We start from the raw sequence: 24,228 nt of genomic DNA, 5'->3' as shown, positions 1-24,228 counted from the left end.
CTGGGCATATGCCCCTTCAGATCACCGGCGCGCTCGGCAACCCCGACCTGATCCGCCTGCCTTGGGAGGTCCCTCTCTCCGACTGGCCGACGCATCACATAGTCGACCTGCCGCGTGGTATCTCGCGGCACGTGGTGCGGTTCGTGCGGCTGTCCGGCAACGTGTACGCGATCAAGGAGATCAGCGAGCGGTACGCCAGGCGGGAGTACCAGCTGCTGTGGGACCTGGCCAGGCTCGACGCGCCGTCGGTCGAGCCGATCGCCTACGTCACCGGCCGGGACGAGGGGCTCGACGCGGCGCTGGTCACCCGGCACCTGCAGTTCTCGCTCCCGTACCGCGCGGTCATGTCCGGGACGCTGCGGCCCGACACGCTCACCCGGCTGCTCGACGCGCTGGCCGTGCTGCTGGTGCGGCTGCACCTGACCGGCTTCTACTGGGGCGACTGCTCGCTGTCGAACACGCTGTTCCGCAGGGACGCGGGCGCGTTCGCCGCCTACCTCGTGGACGCGGAGACCGGCGAGATGCACCCGATGCTCAGCGAGGGCCAGCGGCTCGCCGACATCGAGGCCGCGCACATGAACATCTTCGGCGAGATGCTCGACCTGGAGGCGGGCGGGCTGCTGCACCCGTCGATCGACCCCATGGACACCGCCGAGGACATCGTGACCCGCTACCACCGGCTGTGGAACGAGATCACCCAGGACGAGATCATCGAAGAGGTCGACTGGCACCGGGTGGAGCAGCGGATCAGGCGGCTCAACCTGCTCGGCTTCGACGTGGCCGAGATGATGGTGCGGCGCAAGGTCGGCACCGGGCGGCTCATCGTCCGGCCCAAGGTGGTCGACGCGGGGCACCACCAGCGGCGGCTGCTCCGGCTCACCGGGCTCGACGTCGAGGAGAACCAGGCCAGGCGGCTGCTGAACGACCTCGACGGCTTCCGGGTCGCCAAGGGCCTGCGGCACGAGGACGAGGCGATCGTGGCGCACCGGTGGCTGGCGGAGGTGTTCCAGCCGACGGTCGAGGGCATTCCGGCCCGGCTGCGCGTGAAGCTGGAGCCCGCGCAGCTGTTCCACGAGGTGCTGGACCACCGGTGGTACCTGTCGGAGGCGGCCGGGGCCGACGTGGGCCTCCCGGCCGCCGTGAAGTCGTACGTGGACAACGTGCTCGTCCACAAGCCCGACGAGAAGGCGCTCCTGCCCGAGGAGCCGGGCGGCCTGCTCGAAGAGCCGGACGACCTGGTGGAGGAGCGGGGCGGGGTTCAGTAGGCGACCGTGATGCGCCGGGGCGGGCGGGGTTCAGTAGGCCACCGTGATGCGCCGGCGCGGGGCGGGGTTCAGTAGGCCACCGTGATGCGCCGGCGCGGGTGCGCGCCCTTCTCCACCTCGTCGGCGATCGCGATCGCGTAGTCCTCGGCGGAGATGCGGCTGTTGCCCTCGGCGTCCGCGAGAAGCTGGTCGCCACCGACACGGAAGTGTCCGGTGCGCTCTCCGGGCGCGATCTCCGCGGCCGGGGAGACGTAGGTCCAGTCGAGGTCGTCGACCTCGCGGTAGAGGCCGAGAGCGCTCCGCTGGGCCAGCGCCTCCTTCTTGTACATCTCCGGGAAGCCGGGCGTGTCGACCAGGTCGACACCGGGCGCCACCTCCAGGCCGCCGGCGCCGCCGACGACGACGAGCCGGCTGACCCCGGCGGCGCGGACGCCGTCGATGAGGGCGCGATGGGCGTCGAGGAACGGCCCCTCGGGCTCGCTCCCGTCGCGGGGCGGAGCGATCGCGCAGATCACCGCGTCGTGGCCGCGGCCCAGCGTGGCGGCGTCGCGCACATCTCCCTTGACCGGTCCCGACCTGCTGACACCGGTCACCTCGTGGCCGCGGGCCGCCAGCTCGGCGGCGATGCGCTGACCGACCATGCCGGTCGCGCCAAAGAGAAGGATCTTCATATTCTCCAGAGTATCCGTTGGATACCGGAAAGCTGGGCCGAGAATAATGTGAGCAAAACTCTTAAATGCCGTCAGCAATACCCCTAATCGGAAAATCTCCGTCGCGGTTAGGTTTTTCTCTACCTTGGCCGTAGACATCTTTAACCTCATACATATCTCGCTTTATCCGATCGCCCAGCCGTCATCCGCCGCTCCTACGCTGTCCCAGTCCTCATGACGGCGTGGGAGGGTCACGTGCTGGGACTGGATGACTGCCTGACCGAGGTCATGGCGATACCAGGGGCGTTGGACGCGATGCTGGTGGACCAGACGAGCGGCATGGCCGTGGCTATCAGCGGGCCACCGCAGGGTGTGGACGCTGAGAGCTCCGCCGCCGCCCTGACCGAGACACTGCGCGCGACCATGGACGGCCTGGCCCGCTCCTGCCCCGGCGAAACGATCCGCATCGACGACATGCTGGTCACTACCGACAAAGGCCATCATTTACTGAGATTCCTCGAAACGGTATTCGAGGGGCCGCTCGTCATTTACCTGCGCCTCGACCTGGAACGGTCGAATCTCGCCTTGGCGCGCTACCGCCTGCTGAACATCTCCCGCCAATTGCTCACCTGAGCCATGGCACCGCTGGACACGCTTCTGGCCGGTCTCGCCCGTGAACGGGCCACGGGCGCGCTCCGCGTGGGCCGAGCCGGGACGATCTTCCTCAGCGAGGGCCGGGTCACGTACATGGAGTGCGCCCAGACGCCCGGCGTCGAGCGGCTGCTGGCGGCGCGCGGGCGGCTGCCGGAGACCGCGCTGCGCAGGCTGCAGGCCGGCGGGGGCTGCGCGCGCCTGCTGGAGGAGGGGCCCGTCACGCTGGGCGAGCTGCAGTACTGCGTGCTCGGGGCCGTCCTGGACGCCGCGTTCTTCCTGCTGCCGGTAGGCGGGACGCGGCCGAAGTTCCGGCCGGGCGAGCAGCACTGGCTGGGCGGGCAGTGGTTCTTCGACGTGGCGGGCCTGGTGCGGGAGTGCGCGCGCCGCCGCGCCTATCTCGCGCAGATCTGGCCGTCCGCCCAGCTGGACATGGCTCCGGTACGGCCGGCGCCATGGCTGCCGGGTAGCGGGGTGACTCTGGATTCGGTCCAGTGGGAGGTCGTCACCGGGGCCGGGGCCGAGGCGACACCGCTCGACCTGGCCAGACGGATCGGCAGGTCCGGCTATTCGGTGCTGCTGGCCGTACGGAGGATGGCGGCCGCCGGGCTGCTGGCACCCCCAGTGGAGACGACCACCACGCGCGCCCACGACGGCCCGTCCAAGGGCGCCCACACGCGCGCTCCCAGGGACGGCACGTCGCGAGCCCCGGAAGAGAGCGCAGCGAAGATCGCCGGAGAGGGGCAGGGCGCGCTGCCGCAGCGGGAACGCGGAGCGGTCGGTCAACGCCCGCCGCACGATCCCCGTGCCCCGGGCCTGCCGCTCGGCCCGCCGGTCACGGCGGACCCCACGGACCTGGCCCTGCTGATGCGCCTGAAGAAGGCGCTGGAGGAGCTGACATGAGGTTCCCCCGCCCGCAAAGGAGGCCACCGGTGGAGCTGCGTGAAGAGGTGCTCAGGGAGATGGTTCTCCTGCGCGAACGCACCCCGGACATCAGCGGCAGCGTCGCCTGCACGGTCGACGGCATGAGCATCGCCTGCGACAACGCCGACGGCAGTGGCGAGCAGGTCGCCGCGCTGTCCGCGGCACTGCTCGCGCTGAGCAGGCGAATGACGATCATGACGGGCCAGGGCGTACTGGAGGAGACGCTCATCTCCGGCACCGCCGGCTTCGCCGCCTTCTACGCGGCGGGCCCCACCATCGTCCTCGCAGTCCTGGCTGAGCCCGGCACCAATCTCGGGCTGCTCCGGCTGGAGGGACGCAAGACGGCGGCCAGCGTGGCCGCCATCTCAGCACGGATTCACTGAGCTTGAACGGAGGAAGGCATGGCCAGCATGGACGTCTCTCTCAAGGAGATGATGACGATCGACGGCTCGCTGGGCGCGGTGATCGTCGATCATGGCAGCGGCATGGCGCTGGGGGCGCTCGGCGGCTCCAAGGACCTGGATCTCCAGGTCGCGGCGGCGGGGAACACGGAGGTGGTCAAGGCCAAGCTGCGCACGATGGACTCGCTGGGGCTCAAGGACTCCATCGAGGACATCCTGATCACGCTCGGCGGCCAGTACCACATCATCCGGCCGATCACCGGCCGCGGCGGCAAGGGGCTCTTCCTCTATCTCGCCCTGGACCGGGCGCGGGCCAACCTGGCGCTCGCCCGGCACCAGCTCCGCGGTATCGAGGAGAAGCTGGAGATCTGAGAGATCCGGTGGCTCGCGTCCGGGCGCGGCGGACACGAGCCACCGACCTCCACCGATCCCTGGTACGTCAACTCGTGGTGAGCGTCAGCTCGTGGTGAGCGTCAGCTCGTGGTGAGCGTCAGCTCGTGGTGAGCGTCAGCTCGTGGTGAGCGTCAGCTCGTGGTGAGCTTGGTGATGGCGCCGACGATGTCCGGCCAGAGCGGCCGAGGCAGGTCGTGGCCCATGCCGGGGAACGTCAGCAGCGTGGCACCCGGAATCGCCGCCGCCGTCGCGTGGCCGGCGGCGACCGGGACGAGCGCGTCTGCCTCGCCGTGGATGACCAGGGCGGGCACCCCCAGCGTGCCGAGCCGCTCCGTGCGGTCGCCGGAGGCCAGGATGGCGGCCAGCTGCCGGGTCGTGCCCGGCGGGTCGAAGCACCGGTCGTAGGCCTGGCCGGACAGCCGGAGGATGCGTTCCCGGTCCAGGTCGAAGCCGGGCGAGCCGATCACGGACCAGGTTTTCAAGGACTGGGCGAGCACGGCGTCCCGATCGGTGGGGGGCGCGGCGAGCAGCACCGCGCTGGCCTCCGGCGTGGGCGGGGCCACGTCCGGGCCGGGTGTCGACATGATCGAGGTGAGGGTCAGCACCCGCTCGGGGTGCCGGATGGCGAGCGTCTGGGCGATCATCCCGCCCATCGAGGCGCCCACGACATGGGCGGCGGTCCAGCCGAGGGCGTCCATCAGCCCGGCGGCGTCGTCGGCCATGTCGTCCAGCAGATACGAAGAGGACGTTCCCAGTGCGGGAACGCCCTCGTCGTGCAGGTGTGTGGAGAGTCCGGCGTCCCGGTTGTCGAATCTGACGACGTGATGGCCCTGTTCCGCCAGGAGCTCGCAGAGCTCGTCGTCCCAGTGGATGAGCTGGGCGCCGAGCCCCATGATCAGGAGCAGGGGACGTCCGCCGGGTGAGCCGAAGGTCTCGTACGCGATCTCGATGCCGTTGGCGGCTGCAAGCGTGGTCACGAGGTCAGAATGACATTCTGTTTCCCGGGACGCAAAGACCGCCAGCCCCGGACCTGACGACCATCGAGATCGTCGGCTCCGGATCTGACGGCCGTCAGCAAGACCGTCTTCGGATCTGACGGCCGTCAGCGCCGGACGAGCTTGCGGATCCGGTCGCGGCCGACCGTCACGCCACCGCCGAATACCGCCAGCGCGACCGCCGCGGCGGCGCCACCGATGGCGTTCGACTCGACAACCTTCTTCTCAGCCTTTTCTACGGCGCCGGCCTTTTCTACAGCGCCGGCCTTGTCGGCCTTCTTGGCGGCCACCGGCACAGCCTTGGCGGGAGCGGGCTTGACCGAAGCGGGCTTGTCGCCCTCGGCCACGATCGTCGGGGGCTTGGCGGGGTTGCGGTCCACGACGGCGTACGAACCGGTCGAGAAGGGCAGCGGGTAGTTCTTCTTGCCCGGGCCGCTACCCCACTTGGTGATGACGTACTGGATCTTGATGTGGCCCGCGCCACCGTTGCCGTCCACACCCAGCGTGCTGGAGTTGAAGCTGCCACCGGTCAGGGCGGCGAAGGTCTTGGCGTCGAGGTCGAGCATGACACCGCTGGAGGACGGCACGCCCGGACCGCGGTCGCCGACGAAGAAGGGCATCTTCTTGCCCTTGTAGACGACGTAGCCTTCGGTCATGAGCGGCCAGCTCGGGCTGGCGGCGAGGCCCTTCTGCATGGGCTTGCCGCTGGCCGGCAGTCCGGTGTCCCCGGCGCGGCCGGAGGAGTCGTCCCAGAAGTAGGACGCGGTGGTCGAGCCCTTGAGCAGGACCTTCTTGTCGCCGCCGGTGTCGGCGTGTGCGGCGGTGCCTGCGCCGATGGAGATCGCACCGACTACGGCGGCGGTGAGCATGGCAGATCGAACAGACATGAAGTAGCAAAGTCCTTTATACGGGAACAAGGGGATTGCGCTCGCGAAAGGTGTGCGTAGCCGGGCAAAACGCCAAACGGGCGCTACGCGGAGCGGGGAAGAGCTGGGGGGAAGGTGCCGGTCAGTCGGCGGATGACAACACGCGGGCTGGCGGCACTACGCGGGGGTTACGCATGCGGTAGGTGTCCTCTCCATCTCGCCTACCGGGTTAGCTGACGGGTTCGGACGTGGAGATGCCCTACCGACCGTGGTCGGATTCACCCCTAAGGAACGTTTGGTTCCCCGGTTCCCGCGAGCGGGATTCGGCGCCTGCCGGTTGGTACTCCCCTGTTGAAGCCCCAAAGTCACCGGCTGGTAACTCCATGAACTATAGATACCAAACCGGACAAAGGCAAACATAAGGCCATGAAACGGGCGAAGATCTACCTAGGAGGTCAAGAAAAAAGGGGGTACGGCATGCCGTACCCCCAGAAAAGCCCAGGTCAACCGCCGCTCTTCCGCCTGAAAGAACGCTTGCTGGCGGCGGGCCCGTGAGCGCCGTGAATCTTGGAAGGGTCATTGCCCCTGCCACCCGCGCTCGAGTCGGCGTGCTGGTTACGCTTGCGCTCCAGCGCCTCGCGGAACTTGCGCTTCATCTCGTCCTCGGGAGTTTCGTCGACTTCCGGCTCCGGTGTTTCCGCCATGAGGACCTCCTGGTGTTGGGGACAAGGACAGCTTCGCATGACGGCGCTCAGGACGCGAAACTGGCCTCGACCTTGGACTGCGGGGTTTCCCGGTCGATCCGTGCCCGGGCATGGCGATCAGGGCGACCAGCCGGCCCCAGCCACCTGAAGTCGAGCCAGGAAAGCGTTCAGTGAGGAAAGCGTTCAGTGAGGAAAGCGTTCAGCTAGGAAAGCAGGAACAGCTCCTCGGCGGTGAGGACGAGGTCGGCCGCGGCGACCGAGTCGACGATGCTCTCCGGCCTGCTGGCCCCGGGGATGGGGATCATCACCGGGCTGCGCGCCAGCTCCCAGGCGAGGCAGACCTGCTGCGGCGACACGCCCCGCGCCGCCGCCACCGTGCCGAACGCCGCGTGCTTACCACCGAGCTCCGACGCCGAGCTGATGCCGCCCAGCGGCGACCACGGCAGGAACGCCACCCCGAGCTCCTCGCACAGGTCGATCTCCGGCTCGCTGGAGCGGAACTTCGGCGAGTACTCGTTCTGCACACTGGCCAGCCGCCCGCCCAGGATCTCGTGGGCGAGCCTGATCTGCTCCGGGTTCGCGTTGGAGATGCCCGCCATCCGGATCTTCCCCGCGTCGAGCAGGTCGCGCAGGCCGCCGAGCGTCTCCTCGTACGGCACGGCGGGGTCGGGCCGGTGATGCTGATAGAGCCCGATCGCCTCCACTCCCAGTGCCTTCAAGGAGCGCTCGCACGCCTCGGCCAGGTAGTCCGGCCGGCCATTGACCTGCCAGCCGCCGTCCGGCAGGCGGGTGTGGCCGCCCTTGGTGGCCACGAGTACGTCGCCGGTGTCGCCGCTCCAGCTCGCCAGGGCCTTGGCCACGATCCGCTCGTTGTGACCCACCTGGTCGGCCGACGGCGTGTAGGCGTCGGCGGTGTCGATGAGGGTGACTCCCGCGTCGAGCGCCGCGTGGATGGTCTTGATCGACTGTGCTTCGTCGGGCATGTGACCCGCGACGGACATGGGCATGGCGCCGAGCCCGATGGCGCCGACACGGGCATGGCCAATAGATCGTGTGTTCATGAACCCATCCTCCCCATGGTGCGGAGGTGAGGTCGACGCGGGGCAGGCTGAGCCCGGTCTGGCCGCCTGTCTAGTCGCGGATGTTCCGCGCCAGCTGGGTGAGAATCTCCTCGAACGAGGCGGTCTGCTCCTCGCTGAGCCCCGCGCGCAGGCGGGTGTCGAAGGCCATCGCCACCTCGCGCAGCCGGTGGAACAGCCGCTCCCCTTCCTCGGTCAGCTCGACCACGTGGACGCGCCGGTTGGCGGGATCCCGGCGGCGGGTCAGCAGGCCGCCGCTCTCCATCGCGTTGAGGTGGTGGGTCAGCGTCGCCCCCTGGATGCCCACCGCCTCGGCGAGCTCGCGCTGGTTGCCCAGCTGCCGGGACTTGATCGAGATGAGGATCTGCCACACCGGGGCGGACCCGCCGGCGGAGGCGAGCGCGTCGTCGAAGGTCCGGCTCACGGTCCTGGCGGTACTGGTGAGCAGCAGGCCGATCGGCGGCCGGAAGGGTGGCATCATGCCGCCGAGTTTAGCAGTGACATCTAATCGTTTGACATCTAATGCTTCGATATCTATCGTCAAGGACATGCAGCCAAACCCTTCCCTCAGTGGCAAGGTCGCGGTCGTGGCGGGGGCCAGCCGCGGCATCGGCGCCGTCACTGCTCGCGCCCTGGCCCAGGCCGGCGCCGCCGTGGTGCTCGGCGCCCGCGACACACAGACGGTCGAACAGGTCGCCGCGGACATCCGCCTCGACGGCGGACAGGCGCTGGCCGTGCCCCTCGACGTCGGTGACGCGGCGTCGAGCGAGCGGCTGGTCCAGCGGGCACTGGAGACCTTCGGCCGGCTGGACGCGGCCTTCAACAACGCCACCGACGGGCCGATGCCCGCGCCGCTGGCCGACATCGATCCCGACGAGTTCGACCGGGGCATCCGCACGAACGTGCGCGGCACCTTCCTCGGCATGAAGTACCAGATTCCGGCCATGCTCGCCTCAGGTGGCGGGTCGATCGTCAACATGGCCTCGCTCGCCGGGCTCCAGGGCCACGCGAACCTGAGCGCGTACGTGGCGGGCAAGGCCGGAATCATCGGCCTGACGAAGGTGGCCGCGCTCGACTACGCCGACCAGGGCGTCCGCGTCAACGTTGTCGCCCCCGGGCCGATCCTCACCCACCACCTGGAGGCGGCGGGCGAGGAGGCGCAGCGCCTGGCCGGGCTGTCGACGCCCATGCGGCGCGTCGGCCGGTCAGAAGAGGTGGCCGCGGCGGTCGTGTGGCTCTGCTCCGACCAGTCGTCGTTCATCACCGGAGTGACCCTGCCCATCGACGGCGGGCAGGCGGCGGGCGGCAAGCCCCCGCGCGTGTACCGCCAGGGCCGGCCCATGGAGAGACAGGAGATCTGACCATGACCATCGACCAGCGACTCGACGGACTCAGCAGGCAGTGGATGGAAGCCGAGCGCCGCGGCGACGCCGAAGCGCTCGACGCGCTCGCCGTGCCCGACTTCACCCTCGTGGGGCCGCTCGGCTTCATCCTGAACAAGGACCAGTGGCTGGCCCGCTACCGCGGGGGCGGCATGGTCACGCACGAGATGAGCTGGGCGGAGGTCACCGTACGGGAGTACGGCGACACGGCGGTGGCCATCGGCGTGCTGGCGCAGCGCGCCGCGTTCCAGGGCACGCCGGCCGACGGGCGCTTCCGCGTCACCCAGATCTCGGTCAGGGTCGGGGACCGGCGCCTGCTGGCGGGCCTCCACTACAGCCCGATCGCGGCCCCACCGGCACGTCCCTGACCCCGCGACACCGGCGGCCGGGCTCGACGTCAGCGGCCGGGCTCCTCGAAGAGGGCCTGGGTGGCGGTGAAGGTCTGGGCGGTCACGTCCTCCTCGGCCTGCCGGGCCGCCTCCATGAGGGCCTCGGACAGCGCCTCGGAGCCCAGCCGCATCGCTCGCGGCGCGATGTGCACGCTCGCCAGCCCGCCGCTGGGCAGGACCTCGACCGCCACCTGCCCATCTGCCGCCACACCGCGACCCCTGGCCGACTCCAGCCGGCGCCCCACCTCCTCGAACTGAGCCGTCTGTGCCGCTAGCTGCGCCAGCGCCCGGTCGATCTCCGGATCGCCGCTCCTGGGTATGGTCATGCCGGCTCCTTATCGGTGGAGGATGAACGCCCGGGGGGCGTGCGCCAAAGCGGATCGGAGCGACCCTTGGACGGACATGTCCCCGTTGGCGACCAGCGCGTAGAGGGTCGCCGCCGACGTGGTCCGCCGGAAGAAGTTGCCCATGGGACCGGTGCCGAGCATGGTCTCGGTGAACCTCGTGGCCGGGATGAACTTGCGTACGTCGCGCAGGGCCTTGATGCCGCCGTCATAGGCCAGTTCGGCGACGAAGTGCTTGCCCGCGTACTCCCACAGGTTGCCCATCGGCTGGCCGGTGGCGGCGGAGCTGGCCGCGTGCACGCCGGTCTTCACCGTGGCCCACACGAGCGAGTCGGCCACGGCGTCGAGCCCTTCACGTACCGCGTACGTGCCCACGTTGAACTTGCCCGCCTTCGCGGCCAGGATCGTCTTCATCAGCTTCTGGAAGATCGTCTTCTCCAGCCTGGCCCGCGCCACCAGCCACTTGAACACGCCCTCGGCCGCGATCCTGGCCGCCGGGTAGAGATAGCCGAACATCAAGGTGAACGCCATGGCGGCCAGCTGGGTACCGATGATCTTGAGCTGATCCCGGTGTTCCTCCACCGCGTCGGCGTAGTCGTCGCAGCCGTCGGCCAGCTCGTTCAGCGCCGCCCCCATGGCGGCGTAGCGAGGGGCGAGCTGGTCGGGCCACACGTCCGCGAAGCGGTCGACCGACCGGCTGTCGTTCGTCTTGAGCACACCCGCGACCCCGCTCTCCGTGTGCTGCGCGAGCGTGCCGATCGCCTTGGCGAACGCGCGCAACTCCGTCGCGCGCGTCCGCAGGTTGGACACGTCGGCCACGGGCACGTGTACGCCGGCGAACCAAGCGAGCGCCTGGAACGGATCGAACATCAGGCACCTTCCTTGGCCGGCGGCGTCACGGGGATCGGCGCGTCGGGGAGGTCCAGGGCCGCGGGCAGGGACGCGATGATGTCCCGCTCCAGGTAATCCCAGAGTTTCTCGAGGCTGCGCAGATTGCCGGCCGCCGTGAAATTCCTCTCGGCTATGGCGTCCATGTGATGGGTCAGGGCCAGGTAACCGGCGTGATACCACTCGGCCCAATCGATGCCCTCCTCGTCGCCGCCGACGAGGCCGGAGGTGGTTCCCAGCTTCCAGGAGTTCAGCCGGCGCTCCACGACGTCGTCGCCCAGCTTGTCGAAGAGTCCGGCCAGCTCTCGAATGGAGTTCCAGTCGATCTGCACCTGGCCCGACGCGCCTGGCGGCCGGCCGGTCGTCGGGGTCAGGGTGTAGGAGGGGGTGGGCGTCGGCGTAGGGGCCGACGCGTCCGGAGGGGTGCTGGACGGCGGGCTCGACGGCGTGGGAGTGCCCGACGGGGAAGGGGTGTCCGATGGAGTCGGGGTCGCCGTGTCCGACGGGGTCGGGGTCGGGGTCGGGGTGGGTGTATCCGTGGGTGTCGGGGTGTCCGTTGGCGTGGGTGTCGCGGTGGGAGTGTCCGACGGAGTGGGGGTGGGGGTGGGGGTGCCCGTGGGACTGGGCTCCTCGGTCGAATCCGCCATTTACCTTCCCCCATTACAAATACGTTAATTCATGACATAGGCACGCTAGTGACGGAAAATTACTCATACGTTAATAAATCCGTCGCCAGGGTTAATTTACTGACATCCAATTCGGCAGCTCGCGCAACAAGCCGCCCAGCCGATCGACCGATTCCCGTTCGGTGACCCCGCGCATGGCCGACACCTCGACCCGTTCGCACACCTCGGCCGCCTCGGTGAGCCCGACGGTCGCGCAGCTACCCTTCAACCGGTGCGCGAGCGCGGCCACCCGGGCCAGGTCTTGACCGCGTTCGGCTTGGCGGAGCTCGCCATAGATCGCCATGGCCGTCGAGAGGAACACCTCGGCGATCTCCGCGATCTCCCCCGGCGACAGTCCCGCCAGCTCCGGCGGGGCCTTTGACATGGCGGCCCACAGCGGCACCTGGGTCACGACGTACTGCCAGTCCACCGGCTTGGCCAGGTGGTCGTCCATGCCCGCCGCCAGGCAACGGAGCCGGTCGTCCGGCATCGCGGCGGCGGTCATCGCGATGATCGGCGTACGCGGCTCCTCGCGCCGCCTGATCTCGGCGGTCGCGGCCAGGCCGTCGAGCACCGGCAACTGGCAGTCCATGAAGACCAGGTCGTACCCGACCAAGAGCACCGCCGCCACGGCCTGCTTCCCGTCGGCGACGGAGTCGACGTGGTGGCCCGCCCTCCGCAGGACCAGCTCGGCCACCTGGCGACTCACCTCGTCGTCCTCGGCCACCAGGATCCGCGCCGATGCGGCGCCGCCGACCGGCACATCCGGTGTTCCCTCCGAACCGACCGCAGGACCCAGCGCAGGACCCAGCGCAACGCCCTGTGCGAGTACGGACGCGGAACCCTGCACGGGGAGAGCGGCGGGCTCCTGCGCGACGCCCTGCGCGGAGGCAGGCACGGAACCCAGCCCGGCGCCCTGCGCGAAGGTCAGCGCGTTCTCCACGGCGGCCAGTAGCCGGCGGCGGCTGAGCGGCCGGGTCATCGACTGCACGGTCCGCTCGGCCACCGAGATCGGCCAGACGCGCCCTGGGCGCCCCGGTGTGACGAGCACGACGACACCAGCGTCTCGGAACAGCGGATCGCCCAGCACCCCGTCGGCCAACGCGAAATCGAGGTCGAGGTCGATGACCGCCAGGTCGAACGGACGTCCCGCCGCGGCGGCGGCCCGCAGGGCGGCCAGGGCGGCCGGGCCGTCGGACGCCGTCTCCACCACCAGACCGGCATCGTCCAGGATGCGCCCGGCCAGCGCGAGGTCCTCCGGCCGGGCGTCGGCGACGAGCACCCGCCGTCCGCGCAGCGCGGGCGCGGCCGGGGCCGACCACGTCAGTACGTCCACCGGCAGCGTCACCCAGAACCGGCTCCCCACCCCCTCGACGCTGTCCAGCCCGATCTCACCGCCCATCAGCTCGGTGAGCTGCCTGCTGATGGCCAGGCCGAGGCCGCTCCCGCCGGTCCGCCGGGTGATCGGGGAGTCGACCTGGCGGAAGATGCCGAAGACCCGCTCCAGGTCGCCCTGCCCGACGCCCACACCGGTGTCGGTCACCGTGAACCGCAGCGTGACCCGGGCGTCGCCGGGACCGCCTTCGTCGAGGGTCACCTCCAGGTCGACGCCGCCCTGGACGGTGAACTTCAGCGCGTTGCCCACGACGTTGGTGAGCACCTGCCCGAGACGTACCGGATCGCCGAGCACCTGTTGCGGCAGGCTGTCGCCGAGCCGCGAGGTCAGCCAGAGCCCCTGCTGGTAGGCGTGCGGCGCGAACGGGGCCACCACCTCGTCGCAGAGCCGGAGCAGGTCGAACGGCACCGACTCCACCTCCAGATGCCCCGCCTCGATCTTCGACAGGTCGAGGAAGTCGTCGAGCAGCCGGAGCAGGCTCCGCGCGGACTTCTGCGCCGTGCTCGCGTAGTGGCGCTGCTCACCGTCGAGCCGGGTCTCCAGCAGCAGGGAGTTCATGCCGAGGACGCCGTTGATCGGGGTGCGGATCTCGTGGCTGATCTTGGCCAGGAACTCGGACTTGGCGCCGGACGCGCTCACCGCCTCGTCCCGGGCGACGGCCAGTTCGGCCGCGTACCGGGCGAGCGTCCGCTGCGCCCGGCGCCGGCCGCGCGTGGTGTGGATCTGCAGGGCCAGCCCGATGAGGATCAGCAACGCCAGGACGGCGGCGATCGCCAGCACCCGTACCCGGAGCTGCTCGGCCGCGGCGAGCGCCGCGTCGGCGGGCACCTCGGCGGTGACCGTCCAGCCGACGTCGGGGATGGGCTCCGACGCCGACAGCACCTTCCCGTCGGCGTCCTGGTGGGTGGTGAAGAGGGTACGACCGGCCAGCGCCGCGTCCACCCTGGGGTCCTCGCGCAGGGAGGTGAGGGCGTAGAGCTTCCTGCCGGGGTCGGCCACGAGCACACCCGACTGGTCGGTGATGAGCAGGCGGATCCCTTGCGCCTCGGCGGCCTGCGAGGCGAAGTCCTGGATGGCGTCCAGGCTGTAGACGACGGCCAGGACGCCCAGCACGCTCTTGCCGTCGGCGCTCGGGATCACGGCGGCCGCGGCGACGGCCCTCGACACGCCACGCATCGTGGGCGTGTACGCCTGGGAGATGTAGGGCCGCAGGCGATCGCGGACGGCGACGTACCAGTCGGTGCTGCTGACGTCCTGAGGCAGCACGCTCGTCGGCTCGGCGCCGGCGATGTCGCCCCGGAGCCCGATCACGATCACGCCGCCGACTCCGGCGCGCATCCTGCCCAGTTCCTCGCGGAACCCGATTATCGTGTCGCGGCTCACCGGCTTTCCGGAGGTCACCACGGCGCGCACCGCGGGCCGCTGGGCATACGCGCTGACGAGTTGCTTGAGCGAGCCCAACTGCTGCTCCACCACGACCCGGCTGACCGAGGCGGTGGTTCGCACCCGGTCGCCGACCTCGTCACCGACCGCCTCCGCCGACAGCGTGATGCTGGACGAGGTCAGCAGCGCCAGCGGGAGCAGGCCGAGCAGAATCCACAGCGCTGTCACTGCCAGGAGCCATCCGCGCTCTCTCACCAGTGATCACCTCCCCCACGGCTCACCAGCCGCTGACACGCATCACACAGTAGGAGGGAAGAGCTTGGGGCGAAGCCCCGCACTGAGCAAAAGGAGCAGAAGGCGATTGGTTGTAACACGACGTCCCTAAGATGCCCGCGTCGGTCACAGTCGAGCTAGGAGTGTGGCGATGCCTGGAGCGGCGGACATCACCGTTCTCATCGTGGACGACGACCCGGTCGTGACCGCCGCGCTGCACGCCCAGGTGAACCGTGTCTCCGGGTTCAAGGTGGTGGGGATCGCGCACACCGGACAGGTGGCGCTCGCCGCCGCCCACCGGTTCGCGCCGCGGCTGGTGCTGCTGGACCTGCACCTGCCCGACCTGCCCGGGCTGGAGGTCGCGCACCGGCTGCGGCGCCCGGACCAGCCGCCCACCGACGTGATCGTGATCTCCGGCCATAGGGAGTCGGCCGCGGTGCGCGCGGCCATGCAGCGCGGCGCCCTGCACTACCTGGTCAAGCCGACCAGGGCCGGGATTCTGGAGCAGACGTTGCTGCGGTACGCGGCGACGGTCGAGCAGTTGGGCTCGGGCGGCAGGTTCGTCGAGCAGCAGGAGATCGACCGGATCTTCCGCTCGCTGCATCTGGACGCGTCTCCTCGGGCGAAGAGCATCTCGGCGGCGACCGAGCAGGCGGTGCTCGACGGGCTGGCCGCCGTCCAGGACGACCTGTCGGCGCACGAACTGGCCGAGGTCATCGGCGTCAGCAGGGCGACCGCCCGCCGCTACCTGGAACACCTGGTCGAGCGGGGACAGGTCGAGGCCAGGCTGAGGTACGGACCGACGGGCCGCCCGCAGCACCGGTACTGGGTGCGGTGAAGCCGGTCAGGGCGCTGCTCGCCGTACTCGCCTGCCTGGCACTGGCGGCCTGCGGTTCCTCCGGAGAGCCCGCGTTCCCCGAGGGCTCCACCATGGCTCGCGTCCAGCGAAACGGCCTGCTCACGGTGGGGATCAAGTTCGACTACCCGCTGTTCGGGTTCAAGGACCCGGGCAGCGGGCGGATCACTGGGTTCGACGCGGAGATGGCCAGGATGGTCGCCAAGGACCTGACCGGCAGTGAGCGCAACGTCCGCTTCGTCGAGACCCTGCCGGTCCAGCGCGAGGACTTCCTGCGGCAGGGGGTGGTGGACATCGTCATTGCGACGTACTCCATCACCCCGGCCAGGAGCCAGGTCGTCGGTTTCACCGAGCCCTATTACCAAGCCGGGCAGGACGTGCTGGTCAGAGCCGGGGACAAGCGCATCGACGACGTGGCGGACCTCGACGGCCGGGCGGTGTGCACGACCACCCGCTCCACTTCCCTGGACCGGCTGCGGGAGCGCGTGCCCGGCGCCCGGCTGGTGGTGGTCGACAACTCCAGCGAATGCGTGCCCGCCCTCACAGCCGGCCGCATCGACGCCATCAGCACCGACGACACGATCCTGCTCGGCCTGGTGAACCGGCGGCCGGACGCCCTCAGGCTGGTCAGCCGGCCGTTCGGCCGCGAACCGTACGGCATGGGCGTCCGCAAGGAGGACGTGGTGTTCCGCGACTACCTCAGCGGGCTGATCGGACGCTGCCTGCGCGACGGCCGGTGGGATCGGGCGTTCAGGGACACCATCGGCCTGTCCGGCGCGACCGCCGCACAGGCCAAGCCGCCCGTCACTCACTGACGGCCGGTCAATCACTGACGCCGGTCAATCACTGAGCAGAACGCGCACAACCCTCTGCGTGACACAAGCCGCTCCTACCGTTGCGCCAACGCGGACGGAAGGAGCATCACCCGTGTCCGATCAGGGGCTGGTCGTCCTCGACCAGGTCAACAAGCGCTTCGGCGATCATCACGTGCTCAGGGACGTCGAGCTGAGCGTACGGCGGGGCGAGGTCGTGGTGATCATCGGCCCATCGGGCGCCGGCAAGTCCACCCTGTGCCGCGCGATCAACCGGCTGGAGACCATCGACTCCGGCACCATCACGATCGACGGCACGCCACTTCCCGAGGAGGGGCGGCAACTGGCCCGGTTGCGGGCCGAGGTCGGCATGGTGTTCCAGTCGTTCAACCTCTTCGCGCACAAGACGGTCCTGGAGAACGTCGTGCTCGGGCAGGTCCACGTGCTGAAGAAGAGCAGGGCGGACGCCGAGAAGAAGGCGTACGAGTTGCTGGAGCGCGTCGGCATCGGCGGCCAGGCGGGCAAGTTCCCCGCGCAGTTGTCAGGTGGCCAGCAGCAGCGCGTCGCGATCGCCCGCGCGCTGGCCATGGAACCGAAAGTGCTCCTGTTCGACGAGCCCACCTCGGCGCTCGACCCGGAGATGGTCAACGAGGTGCTCGAGGTGATGACGGCGCTGGCCCGCGAGGGCATGACCATGGTCGTCGTCACGCACGAGATGGGCTTCGCCCGCCGGGCCGCGGACCGCGTGGTGTTCATGGCCGACGGCGAGATCGTCGAGCAGAACGCCCCCGACGACTTCTTCGGCACCCCGTGTAGCGAGCGTGCCAAGTCGTTCCTCGCCAAGATCCTCACTCACTAAGGACGCGTCATGTTTGGAAGATCCCTTTACGCGGTGTTCGCCGTCGTCGCCCTGACCGCCACCGCCACTGCCTGCGGCGGCGGCGGCGGCCAGGACACCTACGACTCGGTCGTGGACAAGGCCAAGAACGACAAGAAGCTGGTCATCGGGGTGAAGGCCGACCAGCCGGGGCTCGGCCTGCGGACGCCGGACGGCGGCTTCTCCGGGTTCGACATCGAGATCGCCAAGTACGTGGCCAAGTCGCTCGGCGTCGAGGCCAAGGACATCACGTTCAAGGAGACGGTGTCGGCCAACCGGGAGGCGTTCCTGCAGCAGGGCCAGGTGGACATGGTGGTGGCGACGTACTCCATCACCGACGCGCGCAAGCAGAAGGTCTCCTTCGCCGGGCCGTACTTCGTAGCCGGTCAGGACCTGCTGGTCAGGGCGGACGACACGGCGCTGACCGGGCCCGACACGCTGAACGGCAAGAAGCTGTGCTCGGTCGCCGGCTCGACCCCGGCGCAGAAGGTCAAGGAGAGCTACGCCAAGCAGGTGCAGTTGCAGGAGGAGCGGACCTACTCCGCGTGCGTGGACCGGGTGCTCGGCGGCCAGCTCGACGCGATCACCACGGACAACGTGATCCTCGCCGGGTACGCCGCCCAGCACACCGGCAAGCTCAAGCTGGTCGGCAAGCCGTTCAGCACGGAGAAGTATGGCATCGGGCTCAAGAAGGACGACTCGGCGGGCCGCAAGGCCGTCAACGAGGCGCTGAGCACGATGTTCGCCGACGGTAGCTGGAAGAAGGCGCTGGAGAGCAGCTTCGGCGGAGCCGGCTTCACCGTGCCGGAGGCCCCGAAGCTGGAGCAGTACTGATCATGGAGGCGCTACTCCTGGAGTGGGACACCGTCGTCGCGGCTTTCTGGATGACCGTGCGGCTGACGACGGTGAGCACACTCGGCTCGCTGGTGCTCGGCACGCTGCTGACGGCCATGCGCGTGGCGCCGCTGGCGACCTTGCGCCGCGCCGCCGGCGTCTACGTGGCCGTGGCCCGTAACACCCCGCTGACGCTGGTGCTGCTGTTCATCGGCCTCGGCGTCGGCGCGAACCTGGGCGTGGAGCTCTCGTCCGACATCGCGACCAACAACTTCTGGCTGGCCTGCATCGGCCTGACGGCCTACACCTCGGCGTTCGTCTGCGAGGCGCTGCGCGCGGGCATCAACACCGTGCCGGTCGGCCAGGCCGAGGCCGCGCGCTCGCTCGGACTCGGTTTCCTCCAGACACTGGGGCTGATCACGCTGCCGCAGGCGTTCCGCGCGGTGATCGCGCCGCTGGGCAGCATCCTGATCGCGCTGACCAAGAACACCACGATCGCGCTCGTGGTGGGCGTGAGCGAGGCGTCGGTGCGGATGCGGGAGATGATCGAGACGTACGGAGACCAGGTGATGCAGATCTTCCTCGGGTTCGCGGCCGGCTTCGTGCTGCTGTGCCTGCCCATGGGCCTGCTGTTCGGCTGGCTGTCACGGCGCCTGGCGGTGGCCCGGTGAGCTACGCCAACCTTTATGAGACGCCGGGGCCGCGCGGCGCGCGGCGCAACCAGGTGCTGGCCGGGGTCATCGCTATGGTCCTGCTCGGGCTGGCCTATGTGGTCTATGTACGCTTCGACGCCAAGGAGCAGTGGGCGGCCGGCAAGTGGACGCCGTTGCTGCGGCCGGAGGTGTGGACCACCTTCATCCTGCCGGGACTGGCGGGCACACTGGCCGCGGCGCTGGCGGGCGTCGTGCTGGCCGGCCTGTTCGGGCTGATCTTCGCGACGGCCCGCCTCTCGGACCACCGGTGGATCCGGTGGCCGGCGGCGACCGTGGTCGAGTTCTTCCGGGCCGTGCCGCTGCTGCTGCTCATCTTCTTCGCGTTCTTCGGGTCCTACGTTATTACGGGGGCCAATGTCTCGGCCTTCACCGCCGTGGTGTTCGGGCTGACCTTCTACAACGGGTCGGTGATCGCCGAGATCATCCGGGCCGGGGTGCTGAGCCTGCCTCGCGGACAGGCGGAGGCGGCCCACGCGATCGGACTGCGCAAGGGGCAGGTCATGCGGCTGGTGCTGCTGCCGCAGGCGTTCCGGGCCATGATGCCGGCCCTGATCAGCCAGTTCGTGGTGCTGCTGAAGGACTCGGCGCTCGGGTTGATCGTGGGCTACGACGAGTTGGTGGACCGGGGGCTGAACGGGATCGCGGCCAACTTCTCGAACGTCATTCCAGCGGCCATCCTCATCGCGGCCATCTTCATTGGCATCAACCTGTCGCTGGACCGGCTCGCCCACTGGCTCAGCCGGGTCAAGCGGTGACTGGCCGAGCGCTGGATCCGACATCTGGCGCTCCTGGCTGGTCAATCCGCCATATATCCCAATAAGTGGGGCATGGGCCGTCGATGGGCCAAACACGACAAGCATCGTTGGCAAGGCCAAGCTGCGCTTGTTCATAAGAAATCTGGAGCGATCTCGCAAGCGCCAAGGTTGAAGCTCAGGTTGGCGATGGCGATCGGGAGGGGCCTGCCAAAGATGATGGCGCGCGTGCTCATCAGCCTGTGGCTGAGCCAGGACGGCAGGCTCACCATTAGCTCTGCTCACGAGCTAAGGGGAAGCCCCCCAGCTCAGTACGACTGCCGTTCGTCGTATTCGTAGTATTCGTAGTACGAGTCGACCGCGGGCTGGCCGGTGTAGTTGGGACCGGCTTGATCGTCAGAACCCCGGTAGCGGTACGGCAGGTCGATGCGGCGCCGACCCGTCCAGCCGATCCGCCGGCTCCGCCCGTCATACCGCACGCCCTGCGAGCGCAGCGACGTGGTGAGGCGGCGGCCCGCCGGTGCGCCGTTCTCTAGACGAATGGCGCGAACGTCGAAGTTCGCGATGAACAGACCGTCATCGGCGAGCCATGTGCCGATCCTGGCAAGTAACCCGAGCTTGTCACCGATGTAGTGCAACCCGTGTACGCAGGTGATCAGGTCAAAGGGGTGCTCGGAGCGCCACGTGACGACGGAGGCGGTGATCAGCCGCAGGCGCGGCGGGCACGGTGTGCGGGCGAAGAAGTCGACCAGATCCACGCCGACGATCTCAGCCTCGCCGCCCTTGTTGCCCCCGCCGCCCTCGCCGCTGAGAAGGTCGGCGGCCTGGCCGAGGGCGTACCCCGTTCCACAGCACAGATCGAGCCAACGTACGGGCTCCCCCGCGCGCCGCCGGGCCCGCAGGGTGTCGACGACGTCGATGCCCAGCTCGCGGTTGTAGCCGGGCAGGCGGCGTTCGCGGTTCATCCGGCAATTGGCCACGACGGAGGAACGTTCGAGCGCGTCGTCGTCGAGGAGATTCACGAATTCACGATCTCACCTCAACCGACCGTCGTCGGACCCTTGACAGCTCGCTTTACAGAAAAGAAACTTAACCAAATGCTGCGAGAGAGCGCTCTCTTAACCTGAAAGCGGCAGGGGCGGCCCCGCAGCCGGCACGACCGTGAGGAGCCGAACCATGATCACAAGACGAACCCTGCTCGCCGGCGCCGCGGTAGCCGCCGCCACCCCGGTGCTGGCCCTCGCCCGCCGAGCCGAGGCCGCCACGGTGCTCCCCCTGACCGTCGTCAACCACACCTTCCGGTACGCCAACAGCGCGATCTTCCTCTACATCGTCGGCACCGACCTGGCCACCGGCCAGCAGGTATACGTCCGCGCGGACGGTACGAGGGTGCCGGTATCGGCCTCACTCAACGGCCCCGACGGTTTCGCCGACCTGTCCATCCCGCTCGCCGCCAACGGCGACACCCGCCTCAACCTGCCATGGATGTCCGGCCGCATCTATGTCTCCATCGGCCAGAAAGTGAAGTTCAGGGTGGTCACGGACGGCAGCGGCCGAGCGGCGTTACAGCACCCGGCCGGCTGGGTGAGCTCGGACCCCAGCTACGGCGTGCTGCACGACTTCATGGAGTTCACGTTCAAGAGCGACGGCATGTTCTGCAACACCACCATGGTCGACATGTTCAGCATCCCGATGGAGCTCCGGCTCGACGGGCAGTCCAGCCAGACCATCGGCACCCTCGTCCCCAACGGCCGCGACACCATCTTCGCCGGCATCGCGGCCAACCCCGCCTTCCGGCTCCTCATCGTCGGCGACAACCTCCGGGTGATCGCTCCGGGACACGGCATCGACTCGGGGATCTTCTCTTCCACGTACTTCGATCCATACATCACTCAGGTCTGGAACACCTACGCGTCGGCCAACCTGCGGGTGGTGGTCGGCGGGACCACCTACACCGGGCGGGTGTCCGGCGGCCAGCTCGTCTTCAACAACGGCATCCGGACGTTCGCGCGGCCGAGCACCCGCGACATCTTCTACTGCAACGGCGCCCTGGACGCCGGCGGCACCTCAGGCCCGGTCGCGGCGATCCTCGGCGCCGCGTTCAACCGCTCAACGCTGCACAACCACCCCGACCAGCCGACGACCGACCGGAGCACGTTCTATCTCACGTCGGTCAGCAACCATTACGCGCGGGTGCTGCACGAGAACACCCGGGACCACAAGGCATACGGATTCCCGTTCGACGACGTCGCGAACTACGCGTCCTATGTGCAGGACCTGGCCCCGACAGCCCTGAGGCTACGACTCACGCCATTCGACGGGACCGCCTGACCTTCTGGCCTGACGGACTTCCGGTCTGACGCCGCCGGCGGTGTACGGGACGCGGGTCCCCGACCTGCCGACCATCCGCCTCCTACCGCGGGCGCTTCAACCGACGGCCTCGTTCAGGCTGCGTGGGTTTCGAACCGCACCGAACCGAGATCATGCCCGGACGTCAGCCGCACATCCGCGTCGAGGGCGGCGGCCATATGCCGCAACAACGCGACCGTAGGTCTCGTGCCCCCTTCTTCCAGGCCTTCGATCTCGTCTGTCGATCTGTCGTTGATCATGCTGCTTGGTCTTGCGGAAGACCGTGAGCAGCACGATGGTCCTGTCGGAGGCCCTCGTCGTGGTCGTCGAACCAGGCGTAGTCCTCGGCGTTCATCGGGTCTCCACGCCATCGGGGGTCAACGCTGGAGATCCTGCCAGGCGCGTCCGACAGGAATTGTCGCTCTCCCTGCCTAAGGTCCACGCTGTGATCACCTATCGCACGGGCGACGCGGCCGACCCGGCCGGCAACGAGCCGCGCATCATCTGCCACATTTGCAATGACGTCGGCGGCTGGGGCCGCGGATTCGTCCTCGCCATCTCCCGCCGCTGGCCGGAACCCGAGTCCGAGTTCCGCGCCTGGCACCGCTCTGCTGCGGGATTCGAGCTGGGCCAGGTGCAGCTGGTGCAGGTCGAGGAGTCCCTGTGGGTGGCGAACATGATCGGCCAGCACGGCATCCGGCCCACCAAGGAAGGGCCGCCCATCCGCTACGACGCGGTCGATCAGGGCCTGGAAGCCGTCGCCGGCAACGCCATCGAACTTGGCGCGAGCCTGCATATGCCACGGATCGGCTGCGGTCTGGCCGGCGGGACCTGGGACCGGATCGAACCGCTCATCGCCCACCGGCTCGTTGCAAAAGGCATCCCGGTGACCGTCTACGACCTGGAGTGAGCACTTACCGTCGCCCCTCACCGTGACGGACTCGCCGTTCCTCCTCCGGCACCGCTCTCCCCATCAAGATCCACAGGTGACAGGTAGCTGAGCAGGCTGGGCAGGACGAGCTCCCACACCACCGGCACCGCGTTCCATCACCTCGGCAGGGTGGATCCCACACAATGCGAGCGCCCCTGGCCCAGGGGCGCCCCGGTTGTCATGCGTGCCGCCCTCACGCCACTCCGCCGTATGTCAGCGGCGGCATCAGGACTGCGACAGCCCCGTATCAGAGCGGTTGGCGATGGTGGACATCGAAAGCACACCGCACAAGGAGCACATGATGCACACGTTCGACACCCTCGCCCCGATCACCGCCGTCCTGGACATCCCCGCCGGACGCGTCCAGTTCATCGCCGCCGACCGGGCCGACACCACCGTCGAGGTCCAGCCCGCGAACACCTCCAAGAGCCGTGACGTGAAGGCGGCCGAGCAGACCACGGTCGAATACGCCGACGGCGTCCTGCGGATCCAGACCGCGACGAAGAACCAGTACCTCGGCCCCACCGGAGCCATAAAGGTGACGGTCAACCTGCCCGCCGGCTCCCAAGTCCAGGCGAAGACGGCCAGCGCCGAACTCCGGACCGTCGGCCGCCTCGGCGACGTCGCCTTCGAAGGCGCCTACCACCAGATCAAGCTGGACGAGATCGCGAGCCTGCGCCTGACCGCGACCGACGGCGACGTCGAGGTCGGCCGGCTGGGCGGCCCCGCGGAGATCAGCACCGCACGCGGCGACATCCAGATCGCCGAGGCCACCGGCGGCAAGGTCGTCCTCCGCACCCAGTCCGGCGACATCACGATCGCCGCCGCCGCCGGCGTCTCGGCCGCCCTGGACGCCGGCACCACCCACGGCCGCATCACCAACGCCCTCAAGAACAACGGCACCGCCGAACTCGATATCCACGCCACCACTTCCAACGGCGACATCACCGCACGCAGTCTGTGACCCGCAGCCTCCCAAGGCGAGGTAGACCAAGCCCGGTGACGACGAACGGCCCCGGTCCATCCATGTGGACCGGGGCCGTTCTAGAGAGCACCGCGAATGCCTTCTATGACGGCCATGGCTTCCGGAGAGGAGCCGCTCTCCTCCCAGAGCTCCAGCCACTCCGAGTCCTCGCCCATCACCCGGTTCAACGCCCGCACGGCCAGCGCCACGAGTGCGTCATCGATCTCCACCCTGCCGCCCTCCAGCAGGAAGTCCGGCGCATAAGGCGAGGTGATCGGCACGCCGCTGCGTTGAGAGGCAACGATGGCCGCTGCCGCGACGGCCTCCGACGCCTCATCGCTGTCCAGATATTTCGTACGACCCGCAGCGGCTTTGAGCGCCTTGCGGACCATAGCCGGACGCCGCTTAGGGGCTGCCTTGTCTAGATCGCCGCACCAGTCGGCGGCCGAGTCGTTGTCGAACGGACCCACATCCCATGTACCCACGGCCGAT

30 protein-coding genes and 1 riboswitch are annotated in these 24,228 nt (G+C 69.0%); of the genes, 17 read left to right on the top strand and 13 right to left on the bottom strand.

The genetic code is table 11. The features are described 5' to 3' along the window. Window positions 1-8: 8 nt before the first annotated feature. Window positions 9-1,265 carry a DUF4032 domain-containing protein gene (locus tag AB0H88_RS13765; RefSeq protein WP_357644058.1) on the top strand — a complete coding sequence of 419 codons (1,257 nt, stop codon included), beginning with the start codon at window positions 9-11 and terminating at the stop codon, window positions 1,263-1,265. A gap of 68 nt (window positions 1,266-1,333) precedes the next feature. Here AB0H88_RS13765 and AB0H88_RS13760 read toward each other — a convergent pair whose 3' ends face one another. Next, entirely contained in the window at window positions 1,334-1,936 is a 603-nt protein-coding gene (locus AB0H88_RS13760; RefSeq protein ID WP_357644056.1) for an NAD(P)-dependent oxidoreductase, read from the bottom strand. Between the two features lie 234 nt (window positions 1,937-2,170). On the opposite strand from AB0H88_RS13760, the gene AB0H88_RS13755 reads away from it, so the two are divergent. From AB0H88_RS13755 to AB0H88_RS13740, 4 genes are read left to right on the top strand one after another with little or no spacing between them, the layout of a single operon-like run. After that, on the top strand, window positions 2,171-2,548 hold the full coding sequence (locus tag AB0H88_RS13755) for a roadblock/LC7 domain-containing protein (protein ID WP_357644054.1): 378 nt from the start codon (window positions 2,171-2,173) through the stop codon (window positions 2,546-2,548). 3 nt (window positions 2,549-2,551) lie between these two features. Continuing rightward, window positions 2,552-3,469: a hypothetical protein gene (locus tag AB0H88_RS13750; RefSeq protein ID WP_357644053.1), complete on the top strand. Its 918-nt coding sequence runs from the start codon at window positions 2,552-2,554 to the stop codon at window positions 3,467-3,469. Window positions 3,470-3,498: 29 nt separating this feature from the next. Further along, window positions 3,499-3,873: a roadblock/LC7 domain-containing protein gene (locus AB0H88_RS13745; RefSeq protein WP_225292286.1), complete on the top strand. Its 375-nt coding sequence runs from the start codon at window positions 3,499-3,501 to the stop codon at window positions 3,871-3,873. Window positions 3,874-3,891: 18 nt separating this feature from the next. Continuing rightward, window positions 3,892-4,263, top strand: a complete 372-nt coding sequence (locus AB0H88_RS13740) for a hypothetical protein (protein ID WP_357644050.1) — start codon at window positions 3,892-3,894, stop codon at window positions 4,261-4,263. Between the two features lie 152 nt (window positions 4,264-4,415). On the opposite strand, the gene AB0H88_RS13735 is transcribed toward AB0H88_RS13740, so the two are convergent. The 5 genes from AB0H88_RS13735 to AB0H88_RS13715 all read right to left on the bottom strand — a co-directional run bounded on the left by AB0H88_RS13735 (window position 4,416) and on the right by AB0H88_RS13715 (window position 8,409). After that, window positions 4,416-5,261 (bottom strand): alpha/beta hydrolase, encoded by an 846-nt coding sequence (locus AB0H88_RS13735; protein ID WP_357644048.1) that lies wholly within the window; start codon window positions 5,259-5,261, stop codon window positions 4,416-4,418. Between the two features lie 125 nt (window positions 5,262-5,386). Next, entirely contained in the window at window positions 5,387-6,166 is a 780-nt protein-coding gene (locus tag AB0H88_RS13730) for a hypothetical protein (protein ID WP_357644046.1), read from the bottom strand. Window positions 6,167-6,348: 182 nt separating this feature from the next. Further along, window positions 6,349-6,484, bottom strand: a riboswitch (cyclic di-AMP (ydaO/yuaA leader). Window positions 6,485-6,648: 164 nt separating this feature from the next. Continuing rightward, window positions 6,649-6,849: a DUF5302 domain-containing protein gene (locus AB0H88_RS13725; RefSeq protein ID WP_357644044.1), complete on the bottom strand. Its 201-nt coding sequence runs from the start codon at window positions 6,847-6,849 to the stop codon at window positions 6,649-6,651. Window positions 6,850-7,052: 203 nt separating this feature from the next. Next, the gene (locus AB0H88_RS13720) at window positions 7,053-7,910 is read right to left on the bottom strand and encodes an aldo/keto reductase (protein WP_357644042.1); all 858 of its coding nucleotides are present in this window, start codon (window positions 7,908-7,910) and stop codon (window positions 7,053-7,055) included. A gap of 70 nt (window positions 7,911-7,980) precedes the next feature. Further along, window positions 7,981-8,409: a MarR family winged helix-turn-helix transcriptional regulator gene (locus tag AB0H88_RS13715; protein WP_357644040.1), complete on the bottom strand. Its 429-nt coding sequence runs from the start codon at window positions 8,407-8,409 to the stop codon at window positions 7,981-7,983. A 67-nt stretch (window positions 8,410-8,476) separates the two neighbouring features. Between AB0H88_RS13715 and AB0H88_RS13710 the strand changes: the two genes are divergently transcribed. Both AB0H88_RS13710 and AB0H88_RS13705 read left to right on the top strand, forming a co-directional pair. After that, window positions 8,477-9,289 carry a glucose 1-dehydrogenase gene (locus AB0H88_RS13710; protein WP_357644038.1) on the top strand — a complete coding sequence of 271 codons (813 nt, stop codon included), beginning with the start codon at window positions 8,477-8,479 and terminating at the stop codon, window positions 9,287-9,289. Window positions 9,290-9,291: 2 nt separating this feature from the next. Further along, window positions 9,292-9,678 carry a nuclear transport factor 2 family protein gene (locus tag AB0H88_RS13705; RefSeq protein ID WP_357644036.1) on the top strand — a complete coding sequence of 129 codons (387 nt, stop codon included), beginning with the start codon at window positions 9,292-9,294 and terminating at the stop codon, window positions 9,676-9,678. Window positions 9,679-9,707: 29 nt separating this feature from the next. On the opposite strand, the gene AB0H88_RS13700 is transcribed toward AB0H88_RS13705, so the two are convergent. From AB0H88_RS13700 to AB0H88_RS13690, 3 genes are read right to left on the bottom strand one after another with little or no spacing between them, the layout of a single operon-like run. Continuing rightward, a complete protein-coding gene (locus AB0H88_RS13700; protein ID WP_357644034.1) occupies window positions 9,708-10,025 on the bottom strand; it encodes a YbaB/EbfC family nucleoid-associated protein in 318 nt (105 codons plus the stop codon). A 9-nt stretch (window positions 10,026-10,034) separates the two neighbouring features. Beyond that, the gene (locus AB0H88_RS13695; protein WP_357644033.1) at window positions 10,035-10,913 is read right to left on the bottom strand and encodes a hypothetical protein; all 879 of its coding nucleotides are present in this window, start codon (window positions 10,911-10,913) and stop codon (window positions 10,035-10,037) included. After that, complete coding sequence (locus tag AB0H88_RS13690) at window positions 10,913-11,263, bottom strand: hypothetical protein (RefSeq protein ID WP_357644031.1); 351 nt, start codon at window positions 11,261-11,263, stop codon at window positions 10,913-10,915. Before AB0H88_RS13690 ends, AB0H88_RS13695 begins: the two co-directional genes overlap by 1 nt. Window positions 11,264-11,318: 55 nt before the next feature. Between AB0H88_RS13690 and AB0H88_RS13685 the strand changes: the two genes are divergently transcribed. Further along, complete coding sequence (locus tag AB0H88_RS13685) at window positions 11,319-11,606, top strand: hypothetical protein (protein ID WP_357644029.1); 288 nt, start codon at window positions 11,319-11,321, stop codon at window positions 11,604-11,606. A gap of 63 nt (window positions 11,607-11,669) precedes the next feature. Here the strand turns inward: AB0H88_RS13685 and AB0H88_RS13680 are convergent, their stop codons facing one another. Next, entirely contained in the window at window positions 11,670-14,630 is a 2,961-nt protein-coding gene (locus AB0H88_RS13680) for a response regulator (protein ID WP_357644027.1), read from the bottom strand. A gap of 169 nt (window positions 14,631-14,799) precedes the next feature. Here AB0H88_RS13680 and AB0H88_RS13675 point away from each other — a divergent pair, with 169 nt between their 5' ends. From AB0H88_RS13675 to AB0H88_RS13650, 6 genes are all read left to right on the top strand, one after another. Further along, window positions 14,800-15,486: a response regulator gene (locus AB0H88_RS13675; RefSeq protein WP_357644025.1), complete on the top strand. Its 687-nt coding sequence runs from the start codon at window positions 14,800-14,802 to the stop codon at window positions 15,484-15,486. Further along, the gene (locus tag AB0H88_RS13670; protein ID WP_357644022.1) at window positions 15,483-16,319 is read left to right on the top strand and encodes a glutamate ABC transporter substrate-binding protein; all 837 of its coding nucleotides are present in this window, start codon (window positions 15,483-15,485) and stop codon (window positions 16,317-16,319) included. The genes AB0H88_RS13675 and AB0H88_RS13670 overlap by 4 nt, the downstream gene beginning before the upstream one ends. Window positions 16,320-16,431: 112 nt before the next feature. Beyond that, a complete protein-coding gene (locus AB0H88_RS13665) occupies window positions 16,432-17,175 on the top strand; it encodes an amino acid ABC transporter ATP-binding protein (protein ID WP_357644020.1) in 744 nt (247 codons plus the stop codon). Between the two features lie 9 nt (window positions 17,176-17,184). Next, window positions 17,185-18,027 carry a glutamate ABC transporter substrate-binding protein gene (locus tag AB0H88_RS13660; protein ID WP_357644018.1) on the top strand — a complete coding sequence of 281 codons (843 nt, stop codon included), beginning with the start codon at window positions 17,185-17,187 and terminating at the stop codon, window positions 18,025-18,027. Between the two features lie 2 nt (window positions 18,028-18,029). After that, a complete protein-coding gene (locus tag AB0H88_RS13655) occupies window positions 18,030-18,698 on the top strand; it encodes an amino acid ABC transporter permease (RefSeq protein ID WP_357644016.1) in 669 nt (222 codons plus the stop codon). Continuing rightward, the gene (locus tag AB0H88_RS13650) at window positions 18,695-19,495 is read left to right on the top strand and encodes an ABC transporter permease subunit (RefSeq protein WP_357644014.1); all 801 of its coding nucleotides are present in this window, start codon (window positions 18,695-18,697) and stop codon (window positions 19,493-19,495) included. Before AB0H88_RS13655 ends, AB0H88_RS13650 begins: the two co-directional genes overlap by 4 nt. A gap of 305 nt (window positions 19,496-19,800) precedes the next feature. Here AB0H88_RS13650 and AB0H88_RS13645 read toward each other — a convergent pair whose 3' ends face one another. Continuing rightward, window positions 19,801-20,514, bottom strand: a complete 714-nt coding sequence (locus AB0H88_RS13645; RefSeq protein WP_357644013.1) for a class I SAM-dependent methyltransferase — start codon at window positions 20,512-20,514, stop codon at window positions 19,801-19,803. 154 nt (window positions 20,515-20,668) lie between these two features. On the opposite strand from AB0H88_RS13645, the gene AB0H88_RS13640 reads away from it, so the two are divergent. Continuing rightward, window positions 20,669-21,823 (top strand): beta-1,3-glucanase family protein, encoded by a 1,155-nt coding sequence (locus AB0H88_RS13640; RefSeq protein WP_357644011.1) that lies wholly within the window; start codon window positions 20,669-20,671, stop codon window positions 21,821-21,823. Between the two features lie 113 nt (window positions 21,824-21,936). Here AB0H88_RS13640 and AB0H88_RS13635 read toward each other — a convergent pair whose 3' ends face one another. Continuing rightward, on the bottom strand, window positions 21,937-22,101 hold the full coding sequence (locus AB0H88_RS13635) for a hypothetical protein (RefSeq protein WP_357644009.1): 165 nt from the start codon (window positions 22,099-22,101) through the stop codon (window positions 21,937-21,939). A gap of 185 nt (window positions 22,102-22,286) precedes the next feature. Here AB0H88_RS13635 and AB0H88_RS13630 point away from each other — a divergent pair, with 185 nt between their 5' ends. After that, on the top strand, window positions 22,287-22,751 hold the full coding sequence (locus AB0H88_RS13630) for a macro domain-containing protein (protein ID WP_357644007.1): 465 nt from the start codon (window positions 22,287-22,289) through the stop codon (window positions 22,749-22,751). 322 nt (window positions 22,752-23,073) lie between these two features. After that, on the top strand, window positions 23,074-23,736 hold the full coding sequence (locus AB0H88_RS13625) for a DUF4097 family beta strand repeat-containing protein (RefSeq protein ID WP_357644769.1): 663 nt from the start codon (window positions 23,074-23,076) through the stop codon (window positions 23,734-23,736). Between the two features lie 80 nt (window positions 23,737-23,816). Here the strand turns inward: AB0H88_RS13625 and AB0H88_RS13620 are convergent, their stop codons facing one another. Continuing rightward, window positions 23,817-24,221 (bottom strand): DUF4259 domain-containing protein, encoded by a 405-nt coding sequence (locus tag AB0H88_RS13620; protein WP_357644005.1) that lies wholly within the window; start codon window positions 24,219-24,221, stop codon window positions 23,817-23,819. Window positions 24,222-24,228: the final 7 nt, after the last annotated feature.

It is taken from the genome of Nonomuraea sp. NPDC050680 (genome assembly GCF_040654555.1).
Classification (GTDB): domain Bacteria; phylum Actinomycetota; class Actinomycetes; order Streptosporangiales; family Streptosporangiaceae; genus Nonomuraea.
Note: the sequence above shows the minus strand (reverse complement) of the source record. Positions and strands in the feature narration are given on the sequence as shown.